The 20,587-nt window shown below is 36.2% G+C and carries 15 protein-coding genes; 5 read left to right on the plus strand and 10 right to left on the minus strand.

What is annotated here, in order from left to right:
• Positions 1-266: 266 nt before the first annotated feature.
• Complete coding sequence (locus tag WFH39_RS11540; protein ID WP_336690011.1) at positions 267-896, minus strand: Crp/Fnr family transcriptional regulator; 630 nt, start codon at positions 894-896, stop codon at positions 267-269.
• Between the two features lie 16 nt (positions 897-912).
• Complete coding sequence (locus tag WFH39_RS11545; protein ID WP_336690012.1) at positions 913-3,183, minus strand: glycoside hydrolase family 20 protein; 2,271 nt, start codon at positions 3,181-3,183, stop codon at positions 913-915.
• 104 nt (positions 3,184-3,287) lie between these two features.
• On the opposite strand from WFH39_RS11545, the gene WFH39_RS11550 reads away from it, so the two are divergent.
• Entirely contained in the window at positions 3,288-4,097 is an 810-nt protein-coding gene (locus WFH39_RS11550) for a DUF4197 domain-containing protein (protein WP_336690013.1), read from the plus strand.
• Positions 4,098-4,211: 114 nt separating this feature from the next.
• Here the strand turns inward: WFH39_RS11550 and WFH39_RS11555 are convergent, their stop codons facing one another.
• Positions 4,212-4,640 (minus strand): CBS domain-containing protein, encoded by a 429-nt coding sequence (locus WFH39_RS11555; protein ID WP_076393162.1) that lies wholly within the window; start codon positions 4,638-4,640, stop codon positions 4,212-4,214.
• 386 nt (positions 4,641-5,026) lie between these two features.
• Between WFH39_RS11555 and WFH39_RS11560 the strand changes: the two genes are divergently transcribed.
• Positions 5,027-5,707, plus strand: coding sequence for an outer membrane beta-barrel protein (locus WFH39_RS11560; protein ID WP_235131258.1), 681 nt, complete (start codon positions 5,027-5,029; stop codon positions 5,705-5,707).
• Positions 5,708-5,807: 100 nt separating this feature from the next.
• On the opposite strand, the gene WFH39_RS11565 is transcribed toward WFH39_RS11560, so the two are convergent.
• Positions 5,808-6,461 carry a CoA transferase subunit B gene (locus tag WFH39_RS11565; protein WP_108410453.1) on the minus strand — a complete coding sequence of 218 codons (654 nt, stop codon included), beginning with the start codon at positions 6,459-6,461 and terminating at the stop codon, positions 5,808-5,810.
• Between the two features lie 121 nt (positions 6,462-6,582).
• Here WFH39_RS11565 and WFH39_RS11570 point away from each other — a divergent pair, with 121 nt between their 5' ends.
• On the plus strand, positions 6,583-8,376 hold the full coding sequence (locus WFH39_RS11570) for an ABC transporter ATP-binding protein (RefSeq protein WP_235131259.1): 1,794 nt from the start codon (positions 6,583-6,585) through the stop codon (positions 8,374-8,376).
• Positions 8,377-8,503: 127 nt separating this feature from the next.
• Here WFH39_RS11570 and WFH39_RS11575 read toward each other — a convergent pair whose 3' ends face one another.
• Positions 8,504-9,205, minus strand: coding sequence for a CoA transferase subunit A (locus tag WFH39_RS11575; RefSeq protein WP_029297233.1), 702 nt, complete (start codon positions 9,203-9,205; stop codon positions 8,504-8,506).
• 130 nt (positions 9,206-9,335) lie between these two features.
• On the opposite strand from WFH39_RS11575, the gene WFH39_RS11580 reads away from it, so the two are divergent.
• Entirely contained in the window at positions 9,336-9,713 is a 378-nt protein-coding gene (locus WFH39_RS11580) for a DoxX family protein (protein ID WP_235131261.1), read from the plus strand.
• Between the two features lie 266 nt (positions 9,714-9,979).
• Here WFH39_RS11580 and WFH39_RS11585 read toward each other — a convergent pair whose 3' ends face one another.
• On the minus strand, positions 9,980-12,718 hold the full coding sequence (locus WFH39_RS11585; RefSeq protein WP_235131262.1) for a fibronectin type III domain-containing protein: 2,739 nt from the start codon (positions 12,716-12,718) through the stop codon (positions 9,980-9,982).
• 298 nt (positions 12,719-13,016) lie between these two features.
• Between WFH39_RS11585 and rplS the strand changes: the two genes are divergently transcribed.
• Positions 13,017-13,373: a 50S ribosomal protein L19 gene (gene rplS / locus WFH39_RS11590; protein ID WP_034709455.1), complete on the plus strand. Its 357-nt coding sequence runs from the start codon at positions 13,017-13,019 to the stop codon at positions 13,371-13,373.
• 271 nt (positions 13,374-13,644) lie between these two features.
• Here the strand turns inward: rplS and WFH39_RS11595 are convergent, their stop codons facing one another.
• The 4 genes from WFH39_RS11595 to rpsA form a co-directional block, all read right to left on the minus strand.
• Positions 13,645-14,640 carry an alpha/beta fold hydrolase gene (locus WFH39_RS11595; protein WP_336690014.1) on the minus strand — a complete coding sequence of 332 codons (996 nt, stop codon included), beginning with the start codon at positions 14,638-14,640 and terminating at the stop codon, positions 13,645-13,647.
• Positions 14,641-14,698: 58 nt separating this feature from the next.
• On the minus strand, positions 14,699-15,679 hold the full coding sequence (locus WFH39_RS11600) for an EamA family transporter (protein ID WP_336690015.1): 981 nt from the start codon (positions 15,677-15,679) through the stop codon (positions 14,699-14,701).
• Positions 15,680-15,803: 124 nt separating this feature from the next.
• Positions 15,804-18,407, minus strand: coding sequence for a T9SS-dependent M36 family metallopeptidase (locus WFH39_RS11605; RefSeq protein WP_336690016.1), 2,604 nt, complete (start codon positions 18,405-18,407; stop codon positions 15,804-15,806).
• Between the two features lie 222 nt (positions 18,408-18,629).
• Positions 18,630-20,426, minus strand: coding sequence for a 30S ribosomal protein S1 (rpsA, locus tag WFH39_RS11610; RefSeq protein WP_076392562.1), 1,797 nt, complete (start codon positions 20,424-20,426; stop codon positions 18,630-18,632).
• Positions 20,427-20,587: the final 161 nt, after the last annotated feature.

The following is a 20,587-nucleotide window of genomic DNA, read 5'->3' on the forward strand; positions in this document are numbered from 1 at the left end:
AGATTTTTTTGATCGCGAAGCTACTTCGACAAGCTTAGCATAAACTTTTCACTTAGATAAGACCGCTAAGAAATTCAGTGAAGTAATATAGAACCTTTGTAAACATTTAACAGAATACATTTGTTATGTTGAAAGAATCTTAAGATTTTTTTGATCGCGAAGTTCGCTAAGATTTTCTTGGCTACTCAATGTCTTTAAGTTCACGAAGCTACTTCGACAAGCTCAGCATAAACTTTTCACTTAGATAAGATTACGAAGAGTTTTGTCTAATCTTTTAAAATCGTAATTTTATTTCGTCCGAGCTGGAGTTTTCCGGAGTCTTCAAGCTGTTTCAGGAGTCGAGAAACGACGACTCTGGCTGTTCCCAGTTCATTAGCGAGCTGTTCGTGGGTGATGACGATGGTTTTGGAATTCAGAATTTCAGATTTTTTGTGAAGAAGATTCAGCAGTCTTTCATCAACTTTTTTGAAAGCGATCGCATTGATAATATCCAAGAGTTCTTCAAAACGTTTGTGGTACAGCCTGAAAATATAATCGAGCCATTCCGGATATTCTTTAATAAACAAAGAAACCTTGTCAACAGGCAGAAACAGGATTTCGGTATCTTCTTCTACTTCCGCTTTTACGATGCTTTTTTCGTTGTGCATTCCGCCCAGAAAAGACATGATGCAGCTTTCACCTGCTTTGATATAGTACAGAAGAATTTCCCTTCCGTCTTCTTCGGTGCGGATCACTTTCATCATCCCTTTCATTACAATAGGAATGGAACGGATGGACGAATTTTCATCGAGAATAATATCACCTTCCTGATAAGTTTTCGTTACTCCGTATTGGTAAAGCTTTTCCACGAGTTCCGGAGAGGAAGTAAATTCTGAAGAAAGCACTGAATCCTGCATAATTAAATTTCTAAGGCTAATTTACGCCAATTTCGTCAACAAAAAGCCAAGCTTTAGAATCCGCGCCCGGATTTCCCGCAGGAATAATTCCCGCATTTTCTATTTTAACCTTAATGTATTTTGAATTCTGGTTTCCGACATTCACTTTAATTTTTCCTTGTGCTGAAAGGATTTCTTCTTTTCCGACTTCTTTGATTAACTTAAAATCTGTTCCATTGTCAGACACAAAAATCTGAGCCGATTTTGCGAAATGAATCCAGCTTCCTTTATTATCCAGTGTATTGAAATAAACTTCTGAGAACTGCGTTTTCTGTCCGAAATCAATGGTTGCGACCACATCTTTTCCATTAAAACCGAGCCATGTTTTTCCCAATTGTTTTTGGTTTCCAGTAATTCCGTCGACTAAAGTAAAAGCTCCGCCAAAAGAATAATTTTCACTCGGCTGCTCTTCTAATGTAATTTTTTTTCCGGTTGTTTTGGATATCGTGAAACTTTGGGAAGATACAGCGCTTTTAAGCTGTCCATTTTCGAAATAGGCAGATTTAACCGTCATTGATTTTGAAATCTGAACAGGATTTTTATAGGTCTGAGAATTAGCTGAAGGATCTGTTCCGTCCACTGTATATCGGATTCCGTCCGGATTTTGTGAGGTTGAAAGTTCATAGGCAGCACCATTTTCAGAAGAAATTACTTTTCCTGAAACATTATAAATGCTTTTCGCATAATTCACCCCCATTTTATCCAGATTTCTGAATTCATTAATTACTCTTCCTTCAAATTCCTTATAATTTTTAGGATCAGCAGTTCCCCATCCCACTTCCGAAAGCGCCAGTAATCTCGGGAAAATCATATACTGAACCTGTTTGAAATCCAGAATATATTCCGTCCATAAATTTGCCTGAACTCCTAAAATGTATTTTGCCTGTTCTGCATTCAGTTCTTCGGGAATCGGATTATAAGAATAGACTTTATCCAAAGGCGTAAATCCTCCGAAAGCGTTCGGCTCTGTTGCGGGATCTCCCTGATAATGATCGAAATAACAGTAGGAACCGGGAGTCATGACGGCAAAATGACCGGATTTTGCAGCTTCTACCCCGCCTTTTATTCCTGTCCAGCTCATTACTGCAGCATTCGGAGCCAATCCGCCTTCAAGAATTTCATCCCAGCCGATAATTTTTCTGCCCTTTGAGTTTACATATTTTTCAATTCTTTGTATAAAATAGCTTTGCAGACCATGTTCATCTTTCAGATTATTTTTTTTGATCAATTCCTGACAATGTGCGCATTCTTTCCATCTTGTTTTCGGGCATTCATCGCCTCCGATGTGGATGTATTGCGAAGGAAAAAGAGCAATTACCTCATCTAAAACATTTTCCAAAAATTTAAATGTTTCATCTTTAGGACAAAAAACATCATCAAAAACACCCCATTTCGTAGCCGGTTCGAAAGATCCTTTTGTACAGGCTAAATCAGGATAAGCGGACAATGCAGCTAAAGCGTGACCCGGCATTTCAATTTCGGGAACTACGGTAACATGTCTTTCCTGAGCGTATTTTACCACTTCTTTAATCTGTTCCTGTGTATAAAAATACGGTCCGTAAGGTTTTCCGTCGAAGGTATTGTCAACATAGGCTCCGATCATGGATTCTTTACGTATAGAGCCGATCTGCGTTAATTTCGGATATTTTTTGATCTCAATTCTCCAACCCTGATCATCGGTTAAATGCCAGTGAAAAGTGTTGAGTTTGTACATGGCAAGATAATCAATGTACTGTTTTACTTCTTCAACGGTGAAAAAATGTCTGGAAACATCCAAATGCATTCCTCTCCATTGGAATTTTGGGGAATCCCGGATTTCGAGAGCGGGAATTTTTCCGTCTTCTGAAGTTTTTATTAATTGTAAAAGAGTTTGAATGCCTTGAAAAAGACCTTCAGGGTTCTTTCCAACAACCATCATCATTTCGTTGCTGATATTTATAATGTAATTTGAATTAAGCTCTCGTTTATTATCAATTTTTAAATCTTTATTTAACAGTAGCGAAATAAAATTTGGCTTTGTTTTTTTTATGTTTTGAGATGAATTTTTTGGATAGATTTTTTTAAAATTATCCATAAAATATTTGTATTCATTCGATTTTTTGTCTCCCACGAAAAGTGTATTCCCGCTTACCTCGAAATTCCCTGTTTTTAATTCAACCTTTTGCGGATAGGGAATTAAATTTAATCTGGTTTGAGTAAAAAAAAGACTTGAAAAAAGCACAGAAAGTACCAGTAAAAAACGCTGCATTTTGTGAGTTTAAGATTAAGCGAATATACTTATTTTCTGAAAATTTTTAAACGTAATTTAACTTATTAAATAAGAAAACATCTAATTTTGCAAAAAAATAAATGATGAGAAAAACATTTTTACTGGTGGGCGGACTTTTATTTTCAATTTCCGCACAGGCACAGATTTTAGATGTTATAAAATCTACAGTGAAAGATCAGACAGGAATTGATCTTAACAATCCTAAAGTTCCGGTTCAAACCAGTGGAACCGCAACCACGCCAAAAACAACCACAACCACATCTCCAATCAATCTCGGAAGTCTTACTTCAACCCAGATTTCTTCTGGACTAAAGGAAGCTCTAAGTCTCGGTGTAAATGAAGGCGTGAAAAAATTAGGTGTAACGGATGGTTTCCTGAAAAATGAAGCGGTAAAAATCTTAATGCCGGAAAAACTGAGAAAAATTGATACGACTTTACGCTCTATCGGGTTGGGAAGTCTTGCAGACCAAGGAGTGAAATTACTGAACAGAGCCGCGGAGGATGCTGTAACGGAAGCAGCCCCGATCTTTACAAAAGCGATTACTTCAATGACGATTACGGATGCTAAAAATATTTTACTGGGAAGTAATAATGCAGCGACCAATTATCTGCAAACGAAAACACAAACTCAGCTTTTCTCCGCTTTTCAGCCAAAAGTGAAAGCTTCACTGGGAAAAGTCGGAGCCGATAAGGTCTGGAGCAATATTATTTCTAAATACAATACTTTCACAGGACAGGCTGTAACCACGGATCTTAATGAATATGTAACCACAGAAACCATCAACGGAGTTTTCAAAATGGTGGCAGAAAAAGAAAGCGGAATCCGAAATACTCCTGCCATGAGAACCACAAGTATTTTGCAGAAGGTTTTCGGAGCGCAGGACGGTAAATAATTTAAAATCTAATCCCTTCAAAATATCCGGTTTTGAAGGGATTAATTCATGATAATTTATTGATTTTCTGATTAATACCCAATATTAAAATAAAGCGGAAGTACTATCTGTAATTTAATATTGTTTCAATAAATACTTTAAAATATCTGTGGTCGTTACAATTCCTTTCAGTTCTCCATTTTCCACTACAGGAATAGAATGAAAGCTCTGTTCAGATAAAATTTCCACCACTTCTTTAATGGTCGTATTGGGTTCTACAATCATCGGGCTTTTCGTCATCACCTGCGAAATGCTGAAAATATCATATACTACGGCAGAAACGCCATCCGTTTCAACATCCTCTGCTTCTTCCACATCTGCATAGCTGATTTTCAATAAATCGGAATAGCTTAATACTCCCAGCAGTTTTTTATCTTCCACAACAGGAATGTGTCTTATTTTGTGATTCTTAAATAATTTTTCGGCATCATACAGTGTATTCGAAACATTAAGAGTTATTAAGTCTTTCGTCATGATCTGAGATACAGGAATTCTTTGTTTCATAATATTCAAAATTTAAATTGTTTTTTAAAGAAATCACTTACTAAACTCCATTTTGTATACTCAAAGTTAGCGAACAAACTGTTGTTTTTAGAGTTCGGGAGTATGATAAAAGTTAGCTTCTTCAATAAAAAAAAGTGAATATTGATTTTATGAATCACAATTGAAAAATCAATTCATATTTTAAATATATAAAATTTAAAATAAACAATTATTCATTAAAAATAAAATGATAAAAAGACTTAATCTACCGTAAATTTAAAAACAAAATTTATATTTTTTAACAAAAATGATAAATATCAAAATGACAAATATCAGCGAGAATCATCACAAAAAAAGATGAATACCCTCCTAAATTTGATCGTGTTAAATAAATAAAATTTAGGAACATGAAAAAAATGTTATTAGCTGGTTCTATGATAATAATGGGGCTATGCAACGCACAGGAAAAGCAAGAAGGTCTAAAGGGAACTTGGTTTGCAACGGCACAATTTGGCTATCAAAGCACAAATGACGGTTCGGAAACCGGTAAATCGTCCAGTACTACAATTCTTCCTCTTGCCGGTTATTTTGTGGGACCTTCCACTGCCATAGGAATTGCAGCAGGAAATATTGGTGTAAAATCTCAAAATCAGGTTGCGGATAATGTAACTTTAAAAACGAATCTTCTGGTGGTGGAACCTCTGGCAAGAAAATACTGGAATATACACGGAGGACTTTTCTTTTTCGGGCAACTTGCAGTTCCTATCATTTCAGGAAAAACGAAAATGACAGCAAACGGACAATCTGTACCGAATAGTGATATCAAGGTAAATCAGATAGGGCTGGCTGTTTCTGGAGGATTAGATTATGTTCTCACCAAACATTTTACGGTAGAATTTTCTTATAATCTGGCTAATCTTTCGTATACAACAATTAAAAACTATCCGGGAACAACAAAAGATATTAAAACAACAGATTTTTCCCTGGCTCATGTTGCCACTGTAGTACCGGATTATAATAAGGCGGTATTCGGACCTAACGGAAATGCCATCTCTACGCTGTCTTTCGGTTTTAAATTTTTATTTTAAAGAAATCTGAAGATACTTTACACGCTCATAGGTTTGAATGAAATAAATGATGCTTAACAAAAAAGCTGTTTCAGACAATTGAAACAGCTTTTGTTTTTTATCAGAACTGCATTTCCGGAATTTCTCCTTCAATAATCAGATCTGCTTCCGTAGATTGTATGATGTGCTCCACAGAAACTCCCGGAGCTCTTTCAATAAGCTTAAAACCTTGAGGCGTAACATCTAAAACTGCCAATTCGGTAACCACTCTTTTCACGCAGTTTACTCCGGTTAAAGGAAGGGTACATTTTTTCAGAATTTTACTTTCTCCGGCTTTGTTTACGTGCATCATCGCAACGATAATATTTTCTGCCGAAGCTACAAGATCCATTGCTCCGCCCATTCCTTTCACCATTTTTCCCGGAATTTTCCAGTTGGCAATATCTCCGTTTTCGGCAACTTCCATGGCTCCCAAAATAGTAAGATCTACTTTCTGCGCTCTGATCATCCCGAAACTGAATGCCGAATCGAAGAAGGAACCTCCGTCTAAGATGGTAATCGTCTGTTTTCCGGCATTGATAACATCCGCATCTTCTTCTCCCTCAAAAGGAAATGGTCCCATTCCCAAAACTCCGTTCTCACTCTGGAACTCTACCGAAAGATTGTCCGGAACGTAGTTGGCAACCAATGTTGGAATTCCGATTCCTAAATTTACGTAATATCCGTCTTTTACTTCTCTGGAAATTCTTTGTGCAATTTGTTCTTTAGTTAGCATAGCTTAATCTTATCCTGCCAAATTAGCCATTTTTTCAGAATTACAAAATAATTTTCTTTCTTATCACAGGATAAATTTTGAATCTCAAATTGTTGTAAATTTGTACGCTTTAATTTAAACGATGAAAATTTTATTACATTACCTTAAACCTTATAAGTGGCTGATTATTATTTCGCTTTTTTTAGCTGCTGTAAATCAGGTATTTTCTTTATTTGCCCCCGCTATTACGGGGAATATATTAGATAAACTTGTTACCCATCCCAATTTTTTCGATAAAGAGAAAACTCTTCCCAGAAATATGGGGGAATATCTCTACGGAACTGATATCTATCATGGAGTTTTTTACTTTTTGGGACTGTTAATCGGTACTGCCATGATAAGTCGAATCGCAAAAGCTTTTCAGGATTATGTGGTGAATGTGATTATTCAGAAATTTGGGGCTAAAATTTTTACGGACGGTCTGAAGCATTCGATGAGACTTCCTTTTCAGGAATTTGAAGACCAGAGAAGTGGTGAAACACTTTCTATTTTAACGAAGGTTCGGGAAGATTCTGTAAAATTCATCAATAATTTCATCAACGTTTTTTTCGGAATTCTGGTGAGTATAATTTTCGTTTCTGTGTACGCAATTCGTCTGCACTGGTCGATTATGCCAGTTTATGTGGTGGGAATAGTTTTTATTGCAGTGGTAACAAATTTATTAAGCAAGAGAATAAAAACCATTCAGAAAAATATTGTTACCGAAACGACCAATCTTGCGGGAAGTACTACGGAAAGTCTCAGAAATATTGAGATCGTAAAAAGTTTAGGACTGACCAATCAGGAAGTTGAACGTCTGAACAATAATACCTACAAAATTCTGAATCTGGAACTGAGAAAGGTTAAAAGCATCCGTTCTTTAAGCTTTGTACAGGGAACTCTGGTTAATTTTTTACAGCAAACGATTACTTTCACGTTATTATTATTGATTTTTAAAAATATTGTAACTCCGGGACAGTATTTATCGTTAATGTTTTACGGGTTCTTTATTTTCGGACCGATGCAGGAAATCGGGAATATCATCATTTCCTACCGCGAAGCTCAGGCTTCTCTGAATAATTTCGACCGGGTGATGAAAAAAGAAGTGGAACCGAAACCTTTAACGCCAAAGAAAATCGGAGCTATTGAGGAGCTTGAATTTGAAAAAGTTTCGTTTCAGCATCAGACTGCACATTATAAGGCTTTAAATTCTATTTCATTTAACGTAAAAAACGGAGAAACCATTGCTTTTGTAGGACCAAGCGGTTCGGGAAAAAGTACTCTGGTAAAACTGTTGGTGGGCTTATACAGACCGCAGGAAGGCTCTATTTTATATAACAATATTAACGGAAAGGAATTTGATTTTGATGAACTGAGAAACCAGATCGGGTTTGTAACGCAGGACACTCAGCTTTTTGCAGGAACTATTAAAGAAAATCTTTTGTTTGTAAATCCGTCCGCAACGGAAGAAGATTTGCAATTGGCTTTAAAAAAATCAAGCTGTACCGCTCTTCTGGAGCGTGCTGAAAACGGAATTAATACCGTGATTGGTGAAGGCGGGCTAAAACTAAGCGGCGGCGAAAAGCAGAGAATTGCGATTGCAAGAGCGTTACTGAGAAAACCCCATTTGCTGATCTTTGATGAAGCTACTTCTGCACTGGACAGTATTACCGAAGAGGAAATTACCACGACCATTAAAGAAATTTCTAAGGAAAAAGAACAGATTACCGTTCTTATTGCACACCGTTTAAGCACAATTATGCATGCCGACAGAATTTACGTTCTGGAACGCGGACAAATTGTAGAAACCGGCTCTCATCTTAATCTTATTGAAGAAAAAGGTTTGTATTATGCCATGTGGAGACAGCAGATCGGGGAGAGAAAAACTTTAGTGTAGATGAGATGGAAGTTGATATGATTGTGAGATTCTTCACTTTGTTCAGAATGACAATTAGGCTTTTATAACTAAAATAAATTACCCCGAAGTTGATTTCGGGGTATTATTTTTAAGAAGAAATTTAAAATCAATCTCTTTTTCTAACAGTTCTCTGCTCGATTCTTTTTTCGAATTTTTCACCCTGAAAAATTCTCTGGATCATGATTCCCGGAATGTGAATCTGATTGGGATCCAATTCTCCCGGTTCTACCAATTCTTCGACTTCTGCAATGGTAATTTTTCCTGCTCCCGCCATCGGATGATTGAAGTTTCTTGCCGAACCTTTGAAGATAAGGTTTCCGGCGTGATCTCCTTTCCATGCTTTTACAATAGAAAAATCTGCTTCATAAGCATATTCCAGAATGTGGGGCTTTCCTTTGAAATCTTTTACTTCTTTTCCTTCTGCTACTTCAGTTCCGAAACCAGCCGGTGTATAAAAAGCGGGAATTCCTGCCTGTGCCGCTCTGCATTTTTCTGCCAAAGTTCCCTGTGGAGTAAGTTCTACTTCCAATTCTCCTGAAAGCATCTGCCTTTCGAATTCTGCATTTTCTCCCACATAAGAGGAAATCATTTTTTTGATCTGTCTTTTGTGAAGCAGTAATCCCAGACCGAAATCGTCTACTCCGGCGTTGTTTGAGATACAGGTTAAGTCTTTTACATCACTCTCTACCAAAGCATTAATTGAGTTTTCAGGAATTCCGCAAAGTCCGAATCCGCCTAACATTAATGTCATTCCGTCCTTAATACCTTCGATGGCTTCCTTTGCATTTTTTACTCTTTTATCTATCATGAAATATTAGATTTTTCTGTTGGCTAAATTTAATAATTTTTCTCATATATCCGATGTTCAGGATTTTTAGATTTTTTTCGTGGTCTGAAATTTGGTACGTCTTACACAATCACCTCACAAATATTTATTTATGGAAACAAAAAATATTTCAAGAATTGCTCTGGGAGCTTTTCTGATTACCGCAGGAATAGGACATCTTACTTTTGCGAGGAAAGAGTTTCAGGCGCAGGTTCCGGAATGGGTTCCTCTGGATAAAGATGATACTGTTGTTTATTCGGGCGTTGCTGAAATCGCTTTAGGAACAGCCATGATTGCGACTCCTAAAAAATACAGAAAAAATATGGGAAGAATTGTTGCCGGATTTTTCGCTGCTGTTTTCCCAGGAAATATTGCTCAGTATAAAAACAGAAGGGACTCTTTTGGGCTGAACACGGATAATCAGAGATTGGGAAGGCTTTTTATGCAGGCTCCGCTGATTGCATGGGCACTGAAATCTACTGATGATTGATTTTTGAATGTCAAATATTGAACTACGGAGAATGTTTTAGCCCAGATTGAGCGGCATGTCTGAGCTCTTTTCTTATTTTCGGCGGCTGCGAAGCAGCCGCCGAAAATAAGAAAAAGCGAGTAGCGAAAGCTGGAATAAGCTCCAATTTTGATGATTGATAATTGATGAGTGATGGCTCAATATATAATTAATCTGAATATTATCAAAAATAACAAAAACGGACTTTTTTAAGCCCGTTTTGTTGATTTATCTGGAAAGTTAATTTCTTACTGAATGACTAATTTTAAAGTAAATAATTTTCTTGTGTATACTTTTACAAAATACACTCCTTTCGGAAGATTTTCGTTGACCAGAGAGAAACGCTGATTATTTACATTTTTTGACTGATAAAGAAGATCTCCGTTAGCAGAAAGAAGTTCTATTTTTTCGATCGGATAATCACTTTTGATGAAAGTCGGTTCACCGGGTTTTGTAGGATTCGGATAAAGAACCACATTTTTCTCTGTACTTTTGGTTTCTTCTGTTCCAAGCGGTGTTCCGGTTACCTGAAACTGAACCCTGTTTGAAACTTCCGTGTAAGAATCGTTGGTAAACATCACCATATAGTAATTTCCCGGTGTTGCAGGAACTGCTGTTCCGGTAATTGTTTTGGTTCCCTGTGTAATTCCGTCAAAATAAGTATACGAAACAAACTGATCATCCGGAACCGAAATATTCTGAGGATAAATTCCGAGCCAGTCTTTGATGATTCCCGGAGAATCCGTCCATGAAGCGGTGATATTTTCCCCCAAACTGTAAACCGGCTTGTTGATCCAAAGTTCGGTCACCACATCCCCTACTTTAAAGAAAACTTTTTCTCCAACCGTTGTATAGCCGTCTTCCAAGAAGTACTGTGCATAATAATATCCTTTGGCAAGGCCTGTAAAATTAAGCGTTCCCGAAGCCGTTGTCACATAGCTCCACTGAGTAGAATTTATGGTTCCGGGCGTGTGTCCCATTTTATAAATTCCGATCCAGTCTTTGGTTAAATTCGGTCCGTTGGAGAAATTTACGGTTACGGTTCCGCCAACAGGATAAACATCTGAAGTGGTAGTCAGATTAACTTTCGGACCTACGTAGAAATTTTTTCTCGGTGTAATTTCCGTATATCCGTTATTGGCAAAAAATCCTGCGAAATACTGACCTTTGGCAGCAATTCCGTTCGGGAAAGTGGCTGTTCCTGCGGTTTGTCCGTTGGTATACACAAAAGCCTGAGAAGTTACGGCAGAAGGATTCTGTCCTTTTTTATAAATTCCAACCCAGTCCTGATTGTTTCCGGGACCGTCTGTAAAGTTGGCAATAATGGGCTCGTTTTGAAGATATTCTGTTTTATTTAAAGTGAAAACAGGATTAGAAACCACACTTCCGGTTACTGTAAACTGTTTTACATCACTCCAGTCGCTCCACTCCATATTGCGGTCTCTGTAACGCACTTTTACGTAATAATTTCCGTTGGTAATTGAGTTGGCGGCAATAGTAGCTTTTGTGATATCTACTCCTGCATTCAGGTTTTTCGTGATATCAGGAGTTCCGCTTCCGTCTTTTCCGAACCAGTTTTCATAATCTCTGTAAAATTCTTTTTCAATGATGGAAAAATCAGCTGCTTTACTAATTAAGAACTGAGTTGTGTTCAGCAATTCTCCGTTTGAGCTTGAAAATGTACTTCCGTTTAAAGTTAACGGTAAAGTAACCGGCGCCGTAAATGTATTGGAAATAGAAGGTTTTGCAGGTTTTGGCTGATTTTTATAGCGGTGGAATGTATCAATCAGCTCATTATATTTTTTATGATAAACCCCTCCGATAGAATAGGATTCCACATCTACTTTTCCTGTGTTTACATCTACTTCCACGATTTGATACGTCCAGTCTGTTAATGTTTTCTGAACATCATCAAAATCCTGTTCGGTCGACATTCCCCAATACTGATCCCATGCTACTCCTCCGGAAATAATCTGGTAATTCGGTGTATTTTTCAACTGACCTCTGTGGTATAAATGGTGATGCGCTCCGACGTGCATTAAATATTTTGAAGAAGTGGTTAAAAGCGGAACGGCACTGTTTCTTACCCACGTAGAAATATCTCCTACATATTGCTCCGCCTGATACGGTCTGTGGCTCAGGGAAATGATCCAGTCTACCGTAGAATCGCCGTTTGCAGCATTTAAAACCTGTTGCAGCCAAGTCATTTGTGCAGAGCCTGTATGTTCAGAGCTTAAACTTATAAACAGAACGTTTCCAGCCTGTTGTGCATAGTAATTTTCGTTTCCTGAGCTAATGTTTTTATACTGAATTTCATCAATGTAAAAATGTGCGTAATAGGAATTCATTCCCAGACTTCCGTATGTTTCATGGTTTCCCACCGTGGTCTGAATCGGAAGATAAGGCGATAAATTAATATTTTTCTTGAAATGAACATTTTCGTAATGATCCAAAGTTCCCACATCTACCTGATCTCCTACCATGAAGGTTAGAGCAATATTATCTGAAGGATCGGAAGCCGCACCGAATTTTTCCTTTAATTTTTTATAAGCATTTAAGGTTAGGGTATCGTATCTCGGTTCTGCTTTAATCTGGTTGTCTCCCATGATCAGGAAACGGATTTTTCCGTTGGCTGTTGCTGCCTGTCCCGGTAGAGGAAGTGTCCGGAAATTATACACTGCAGATTCACTGGTTCCTGTTTTAATCTTATAATAGTATTTTGTGTTAGGCTGAAGATTAGCAATTTTTGCGGTGTGATAAAAGTAATTGTTGTTATATCCTGTATCTGAAAAAATATTCGTTGTTCCTGTAAAAGTAACATTCAGATTGGTTGGGCTGGTTCCGTAAAAAACAGTAGTTTCATTATTGGAAGAGGTTTTCCAGTTGACAATCATGGAAGTTGGCGTAGGATTTTGTAAGTAAGGATACAAAGCCTGCCCAAAAACCATCTGGACGACGAAGAGGAAAAAGAAAAAATAATGTTTCATTTTTAGTTTACTTTTTATTAGATTTATTGAGATTAAAAATTGTATATCAGTGGATTATTAAAAATTGTACTGCCTGATTTTATTTTCGTGCAAAAGTAGAATTCACATATAAACTGTGTCTGATGGGAAGTTGAAGGAAATATTAAATCTGAGCCGAAAAACGGGTTGAAAATTTCATCATATTTAATATAAAATTGTTTGGAAAATTTCAAAAATGTTTTGTACATTTGCAACCTGTTATTCAACCTCTGACGAAGTCCGTGTAAGTTGCTTAGCTTTAACATTTTATTTATTAATAATGGATTTATTAAAGTACGTACAAGACAAGTACATTACAAAAAAAGAATTCCCTGAATTCAAAGCTGGTGATACGATCACTGTTTACTACGAAATTAAAGAAGGACAAAAAACAAGAACTCAGTTCTTCAAAGGAACAGTTATCCAATTAAGAGGTACTGGTTCTACAAAAACTTTCACCATCAGAAAAATGTCTGGTGATGTAGGAGTAGAAAGAGTATTCCCAATCAACATGCCGGCTCTTCAAAAAATCGAAGTGGACAGAAGAGGTAGAGTTAGAAGATCTAGAATCTACTACTTCAGAGACCTTAGAGGTAAAAAAGCGAGAATTAAAGACGCTGCTTACAAGAAGAAATAATTCAGACAACAATACATACGAAAAGAGACTGCTAATTTTTAGCGGTCTCTTTTTATTTGGAGCTATTTCATCACGCTTTCCGCTGCAATCTTTTTTTTCAAAAAAGGATTTTCACTACAATCGGGACTAAAAGGATGTATTTTAAAACCACCCCGTCAAAAATTTCAGGAAATTTTTGCCACCCCTCCAGAGGAGGGGAATTCATTCATTAAAAATAAATTTATATATTCTCTCAATCATTTAAATTTTCAATCATCAACCTTTTGCTTTTCTACTTAATAAATTCATACAACACATTCCAGAATTTATCATAGGCTTCAATATGCGGAAGGTGTCCTACGTTTTCAATTTCCACGAGTTTAGAACCAACAATCTGTTGCTGTGTTTTCTTTCCTAATTCCTGATATTGTCCCATTTTCGGTTGCAGTTCTTTTGGAGCACGGTCTTTCCCGATTGCAGTTCTGTCTCTTGTTCCGATAATGAGCAAAGTGGGAACTTTAATGTTTTTAAATTCATAGCAAACCGGCTGATTATAAATCATATCCGAAGTTAAAGCTGCATTCCATGCGACTTTCGGATAATCAGGATGCACAGTCCATCCTGCAATTAAGTCTAACCAAGGCTGATATTCTTCTTTCCATTTATTATCGTAATAAAATTTAAGCTGATAATTTTTATAAGTTTCTGCGGTATTTTTTAATTCTGACTGATATGCCTGATCAATTGTTTGATAAGTTGCAAATGTTTTATAATCTTCCAATCCGATTGGATTTTCTAAGATTAATTTTTCAACTTTTTCGGGGTATTGTAAAGTAAATCTTGTCGCAATCATCCCTCCCATCGAATGTCCTAAAACAATAATTTTATCGATTTGTAATTTATCCAGAACAGCTTTTGTATTTTCTGCCAACTGCGAAAATGAAAACTGGTAACTTTGAGGTTTTGAAGATTTTCCGAATCCTATCTGATCCGGAATTATTACTCTGAAACCTTTATCCGAAAGATCTTTGGCGGTTCTTTCCCAATAAGCTCCGTTAAAATTCTTACCATGAAGAAGCATTATGGTTTTACCGTTTGACTTTGTTGGCTGAACATCCATGTAAGCCATTTTCAAATCGTTTTTCTGAGATGTAAAATTTAAAAAATGAACTTCGAAAGGGTATTGATAATTCGTTAACTCAGCATCCAATGGTTTCACCTGAGAAAATAGAAGACTTGTGCTTACGATAAGAATTAAAGCTATAAATATGTTTTTGCAATATTTCATAAGATATTTTATTTACTGAAATTAAAAAACCGTTCCAAATGAAACGGTTTCAATAGTATTATTTAGATATTTCAGCAAATTGATTTTCCTTTTTAGGTAAATTCATGAGGACAATCGCAAAAAGTATTAGTGCAATTCCAACCCATTGTATAAAAATTACTTTTTCACCCAATAAAACAAAAGCCATCGTCACAGAAACCGGTAATTCTAGAGAAGAAACGATGCTTCCCAATCCAAGTCCTGCATTCGGAAATCCGACATTAAATAAAATCGGCGGAATTATGGTTCCGAAAAGTGATAAAATTAAACCATATTTCCATAAAATTGAATAATTAAAGGAGTGAATATGCTCTGTATTGTCTGTAAAATTAAGGTAGAAAAATTTTAAACCTTCGAAATGCAATGGCCCGATCTGTGCAAAAAACAAGAATGCAAAAACAACAACTGCCCCCCCCAAAAGCATAATTATGCTTTTTCTGAAAACAGGCAAATGTGTTGCTAAAGTATTGGAAGTAAACATAGTGAGCGTATAAGAAGCCGCTGCTAATAATCCCCAGAAAATGCCTTTCCAATCAAGATCTAAACTTTCATTGATTAAATTGGTGGCTAAAATAGTTCCCGCCAAAACAATAATTACAGAAACAATTTTTCTTGCATTGGGCAGTTTTTTTGTCAGAAAACTTTCCACTACTACACTGAACCAGACGGACTGCATCAGCAAAACAATCGCTATCGAGACATTGATATACTGAACTGCAATGTAATAAAACAAACTGGTGCAACCTAATGAAGTTCCAGCTAACAGTAAGTTTCTTACTTCTTTTGATGTTGGTGAAGGCAAAGCTTTTTTAGAGGTGATTGTCTGAATAAAATTTAAGACTAAAAGACCCACTATTCCCAATAAAAACTGTGATGTTGTAACTTCTGAAGTGGTGTAACCATCCTGATAAGCGAGTTTAACAAACGTTGCCAGCATCCCATATATACTTGCGCCAATCCCTACAAATAGAACTCCCTTTAAAATATTTTTCTTCTGCATAATTCATTTTTACAGCCTGCAAAGGTACAATATATTATTAAATGAATAATAAAATGGCTGTGAAAATAAAAAGTTACGGCGCGAGCTTCGCTCGCGCCGTAACTAAAATTTATAAATATTCAGATTATTTCTTAACAATAACTTTTGATGCAGCATCAATACCGATGCCTTTTACTTTCACCATATATGTTCCGTTAATTAGCTTATCTGTAGAGATTGATTTTTTAGCATCTGGAGAAATTTTATCCTCAGAAGAAACTAATTTTCCTGACATATCATAAATTTCAACACTTACTTTTCCTAATGTATTGCTTGGGAAATTGATGAAAAATTCATTCTTCGCAGGATTAGGATAAATTGAAATGTTATTTTTAACAACTTTTACTTCGTCTGTAGCCAATACACAATCTGCAGGAACACTAAAATCCTGAACCTGATCATTAATATTTGTTAAACTTCCCGCACTAGCATTAACACCTAAACCTCTCTTTGCAAACGTTCTCCAGATCATACATCTGTCTGCACCTCCTTTAGCCTGATCTGCTGCAATGATGGCATCTCTACCATTGATAAATGTAGGATTACAAACCTGAAGCTTCAGTGCATCCGTTACCAATTGTAAAACTCTTGAGCTACCATTCGTAGTATTTGCCATTACATCAGAAGAATATCCATATTTGGCAACATATTGCCAGTGGAGATCCCAAAGCATCGAAGCCCATACAAATCCAATTGAGTGTACATCAGGAACTATTTGCCCGTTTGTATTTGTATATTCCATTCCATTCGTATTCCCGTAAGTGTAATTGTTTATAGTAAAATCCGGAGAATATTTAGCAGGTCTTATACCTCCTCCGGTAATAGCCTGTCCAACAGCATATGTTCCGATACCTCTTGGTACAGATGCATTATCTCCAGCTTTATTAGTTAACATTAGAGCAAAGAAATCTGACCAGCCTTCTCCCATCTGTTCTTTGTCTGCAGAAGAATTTAAACAACCCACACCCGTTCCTGTTAATCTATTGGAAATTCCATGTCCATATTCATGCACTACAATTCCATTATCAAAACTTCCGTCTGGTGTAATACTGCTTGCAGGATCGTTCTTCAAAGTTACATTTACAACTGTATTAGCTGAAAGCTGGCTTTTAATATATTCACCCTCAGTATTTGAAATTAAAACCGATGGGATTGTAATCGTTGCATCAGTTCCGGACATATTTCCAACAGTATTACCATTAGCGGTATTGTTGTAAATAATAACAGCTGCAGCCCCAGCATCTTGTGCATTTTTAACCTTAACCGTAAAATTACAAGTTCCTCTTTCTACTAAACCGATCTTGCCCGTCAAAGATCCAGCAGGTATTGCCGTACAACCATCCAAAACTGAGGATAACTGCACATTTCCTGTAACCCCCGTCGCATCTAAAGCATTTCCAAATAAAGCTGTTCCGACAACTGGCTGACGAGGTACTGCGGAACTCGGTGCATTATAATAAAACAATCTATTAACGGTTGACCAAAGATACATCTGCATTCTTGGTTTATTTCCATCACTAGGGCTATTAAAATTAGCATTATTTGTACCGCCTCCATCTTGTGCTTCGGCCAATACATAATCGCCTCCGGCACCTCCTAATCCAAAATTAGTATTCTGAAAGTTCCTTGCAGTTGGCGTAAAACCAAACATATAGAAAATATCATGAATTTTATTATTAATATAAAATAAATTCGTTATTGCCGCACTTTGATTGTTAGCCGGATCATCATTAATATTAAAAGCATAATTAAAATTTCTTGTAGTACCTCCATCAGGTGAATATCCAACTACATTGGTTCCTGCTGTATCCTCATAAGCATGTACGTTATTACCTCTCGTAATTGTATAACGAGTAGTTCCGTCATAATGCCAGCCTTCCGGAGAAGCTGTTAAGATCCATGGATTACTTACAATTGATCTGGAACCGAATGTAGGTGCCTCTATTGGTAATGCAAAAATATTATAAGAAGCATTATCAGGTACTAAAAGTGAAAAACTATTCTTATTTTCGTCTTGTTTTAGTGGACCTACAATATTATTATCATTATGAGCATGACTGTAATCACGCGAATAAGCATCATTATGGAAATTACAGGACAAGTTCAAATCTAGTTTACTGATAATATTTCCTGTATTTGCATCTACTAGAATATCCCAATAGCTTGGAGAATTAGGCTCTGGAAAAGAGAATTGGTAAGCTAATTTTAAAGCACCATTATCTTGTACGTATACCAGTCTTTGTTTTGCAGCGGGTGCGTTATTTAAATCTGCATCATTATACCCTAAAATAGGATAATTCTGAATTTTATCTTTCTGTAAATTTTCAGCTATTTTCTGAAGAGCAGTAGTCTTCGTAACAGAAGCTGTATTTGATACAGAAGAAGTATAATCTTTCAAAAAAGTATCAGAATAATAAATTACTTTATTATCTCTTACTAAAACAGTACCTTCCGCATTGTATACCGGAAGTCCATTATAAGTCTGCTGGAATTTAATTACATTTCCATTTAATGACTTTGATTCATCAACATTATCAATCTTAAAATTTGTAAGATCTGATTTCTTATATTCTCTGATCTTATTTTGAGAAATATAGTCTTTAATTAACTTCTCATTATCCTGTCCGAAAAGAACAGAAGGAAACATTGAAGAAACTACAAATAAAAGGGGTAAAGCTACTTTTTTCATATACACTAATAAAGCCGCTAATTTACATATAATTAACAATAAAACAATAGTATAATTTAAAATTATTTAAATAGACATTTAATTTAACAATAGTATATAAACTCTGCTAAATTTATGAATAAATCAAATTAACAAATCCCGCATTAACAGCAATTTTATGAATTGAATAAAAACAAAAAAGCCACTCAAAAGAGTGGCCAAATATTTAAAATGAATCAGGTATTATTTACCTTCTTCCATTTTTCTTTTTAATTCTGCTAATGCATCGATATCTCCAAGAGTAGATCTCTCTTCGTTTGAAGATGAGGAAACATTATTAGATCTGTTGTTAGAATTTTCTCTTACGTTTTTCTTCTCTTCGTCTCTGAAGATTCCTGTATGAGAAACTACTACTCTCTTGAATTCTTTGTTGAATTCAATTACTTTGAAATCAGCCTCTTCACCTTTCTTGATTTTAGATCCGTCTTCCTTCTCTAATAATCTTGATGGGCAGAATGCTTCAACTTCAGCATCTTCGAACTGTACAGAAGCACCTTTATCGTGTACTTCTACCGCTTTACCAGCGTGAACTGTTCCTTCAGCATATTTAGTTTCGAATGCATCCCAAGGGTTTTCTGTTAATTGTTTGTGACCTAGAGATAATCTTCTAGCCTGAATGTCTAGTTCAAGAACTACAACATCTAATTTATCACCAACTGCACAGAATTCAGATGGGTGCTTGATTTTCTTAGTCCAAGAAAGATCAGAAATGTAGATTAAACCGTCGATACCTTCTTCTAACTCTACGAATACACCAAAGTTAGTGAAGTTTCTTACAGTTCCTACGTGCTTAGATCCTACAGGATACTTAGCTTCGATATTTTCCCATGGATCTTTGCTTAATTGCTTGATACCCAAAGAAATTTTTCTGTCTTCTCTGTCTAAAGTAAGTACTTCAGCTTCTACCTCATCACCTACTTTTACAAAGTCACCTGCAGATCTCAAGTGAGTAGACCAAGACATTTCAGAAACGTGGATTAATCCTTCAACACCAGGAGCGATTTCTACGAATGCACCATAGTCAGCAAGAACTACTACTTTTCCTTTTACTTTATCTCCAACTTTTAAGTCAGCAGAAAGAGCATCCCAAGGATGAGCTTCTAATTGCTTCATACCTAACTGGATTCTTGTTTTCTCATCATCAAAATCAAGGATAACCACTTTTACAGTCTGTCCGTCCTCAAGGATTTCAGATGGGTGGTTCACTCTAGACCAAGAAAGGTCTGTAATGTGGATCAATCCATCAACACCTCCTAAGTCGATGAACACACCGTAAGAAGTAATATTCTTAACAGTACCTTCAAGAACCTGTCCTTTTTCTAACTGAGCGATGATTTCTTTTTTCTGACCTTCGATATCTGCTTCGATCAATGCTTTGTGAGAAACTACTACGTTTTTGAACTCAGGGTTGATTTTCACAACTTTGAACTCCATAGTTTTTCCTACGAACTGATCGTAATCTTTAATTGGCTTAACGTCGATCTGAGAACCAGGTAAGAATGCTTCGATTCCGTGTACGTCAACGATCATACCTCCTTTAGTTCTAGACTTAACAAAACCGTTAACGATTTCACCTGTTTCGTGAAGTTCGTTTACTTTATCCCAAGCTTTAAGCGTTCTTGCTTTTCTGTGAGATAACTGTAACTGTCCTGTTTTGTCTTCTCTTCTGTCCACCATTACTTCTACCTCGTCTCCTACTTTAAGACCTTGGTTGTAACGGAATTCGTTAAGAGAAATAACACCTTCAGACTTGAAGTTGATGTCTACGATAGCTTCTTTATCAGTTAATCTTACTACTTTACCAATTAGAACATCGTTATCGTCTAAGTTGTTTAAAGATCCGTTGTAGATTTCTTCTAAATCGCTTTTCTCTTTTCTAGCATCAGCATCAAGACCAGATTCGAAAGAATCCCAGTCAAATTGTTCAGGTGCTACGTTTTGATTTAATAATAATTCAGCTGAATTTGTCTCTTTTGACATAATTCTAATTAAATTTGTATTCCTTCTCTTTCAACGGTCTGAATAAATGTGAATTGAAAAATACGGAAGTAATTAATTTTTAGTTATTTACTCTTCAAACCTTTTCGCCACAAAAGTGGGTGCAAAGATATGAAATTTATTTGAAACAAACAATAATATTC

The organism is Chryseobacterium sp. MMO-72 (assembly GCF_037146035.1).
GTDB lineage: Bacteria > Bacteroidota > Bacteroidia > Flavobacteriales > Weeksellaceae > Chryseobacterium > Chryseobacterium indicum.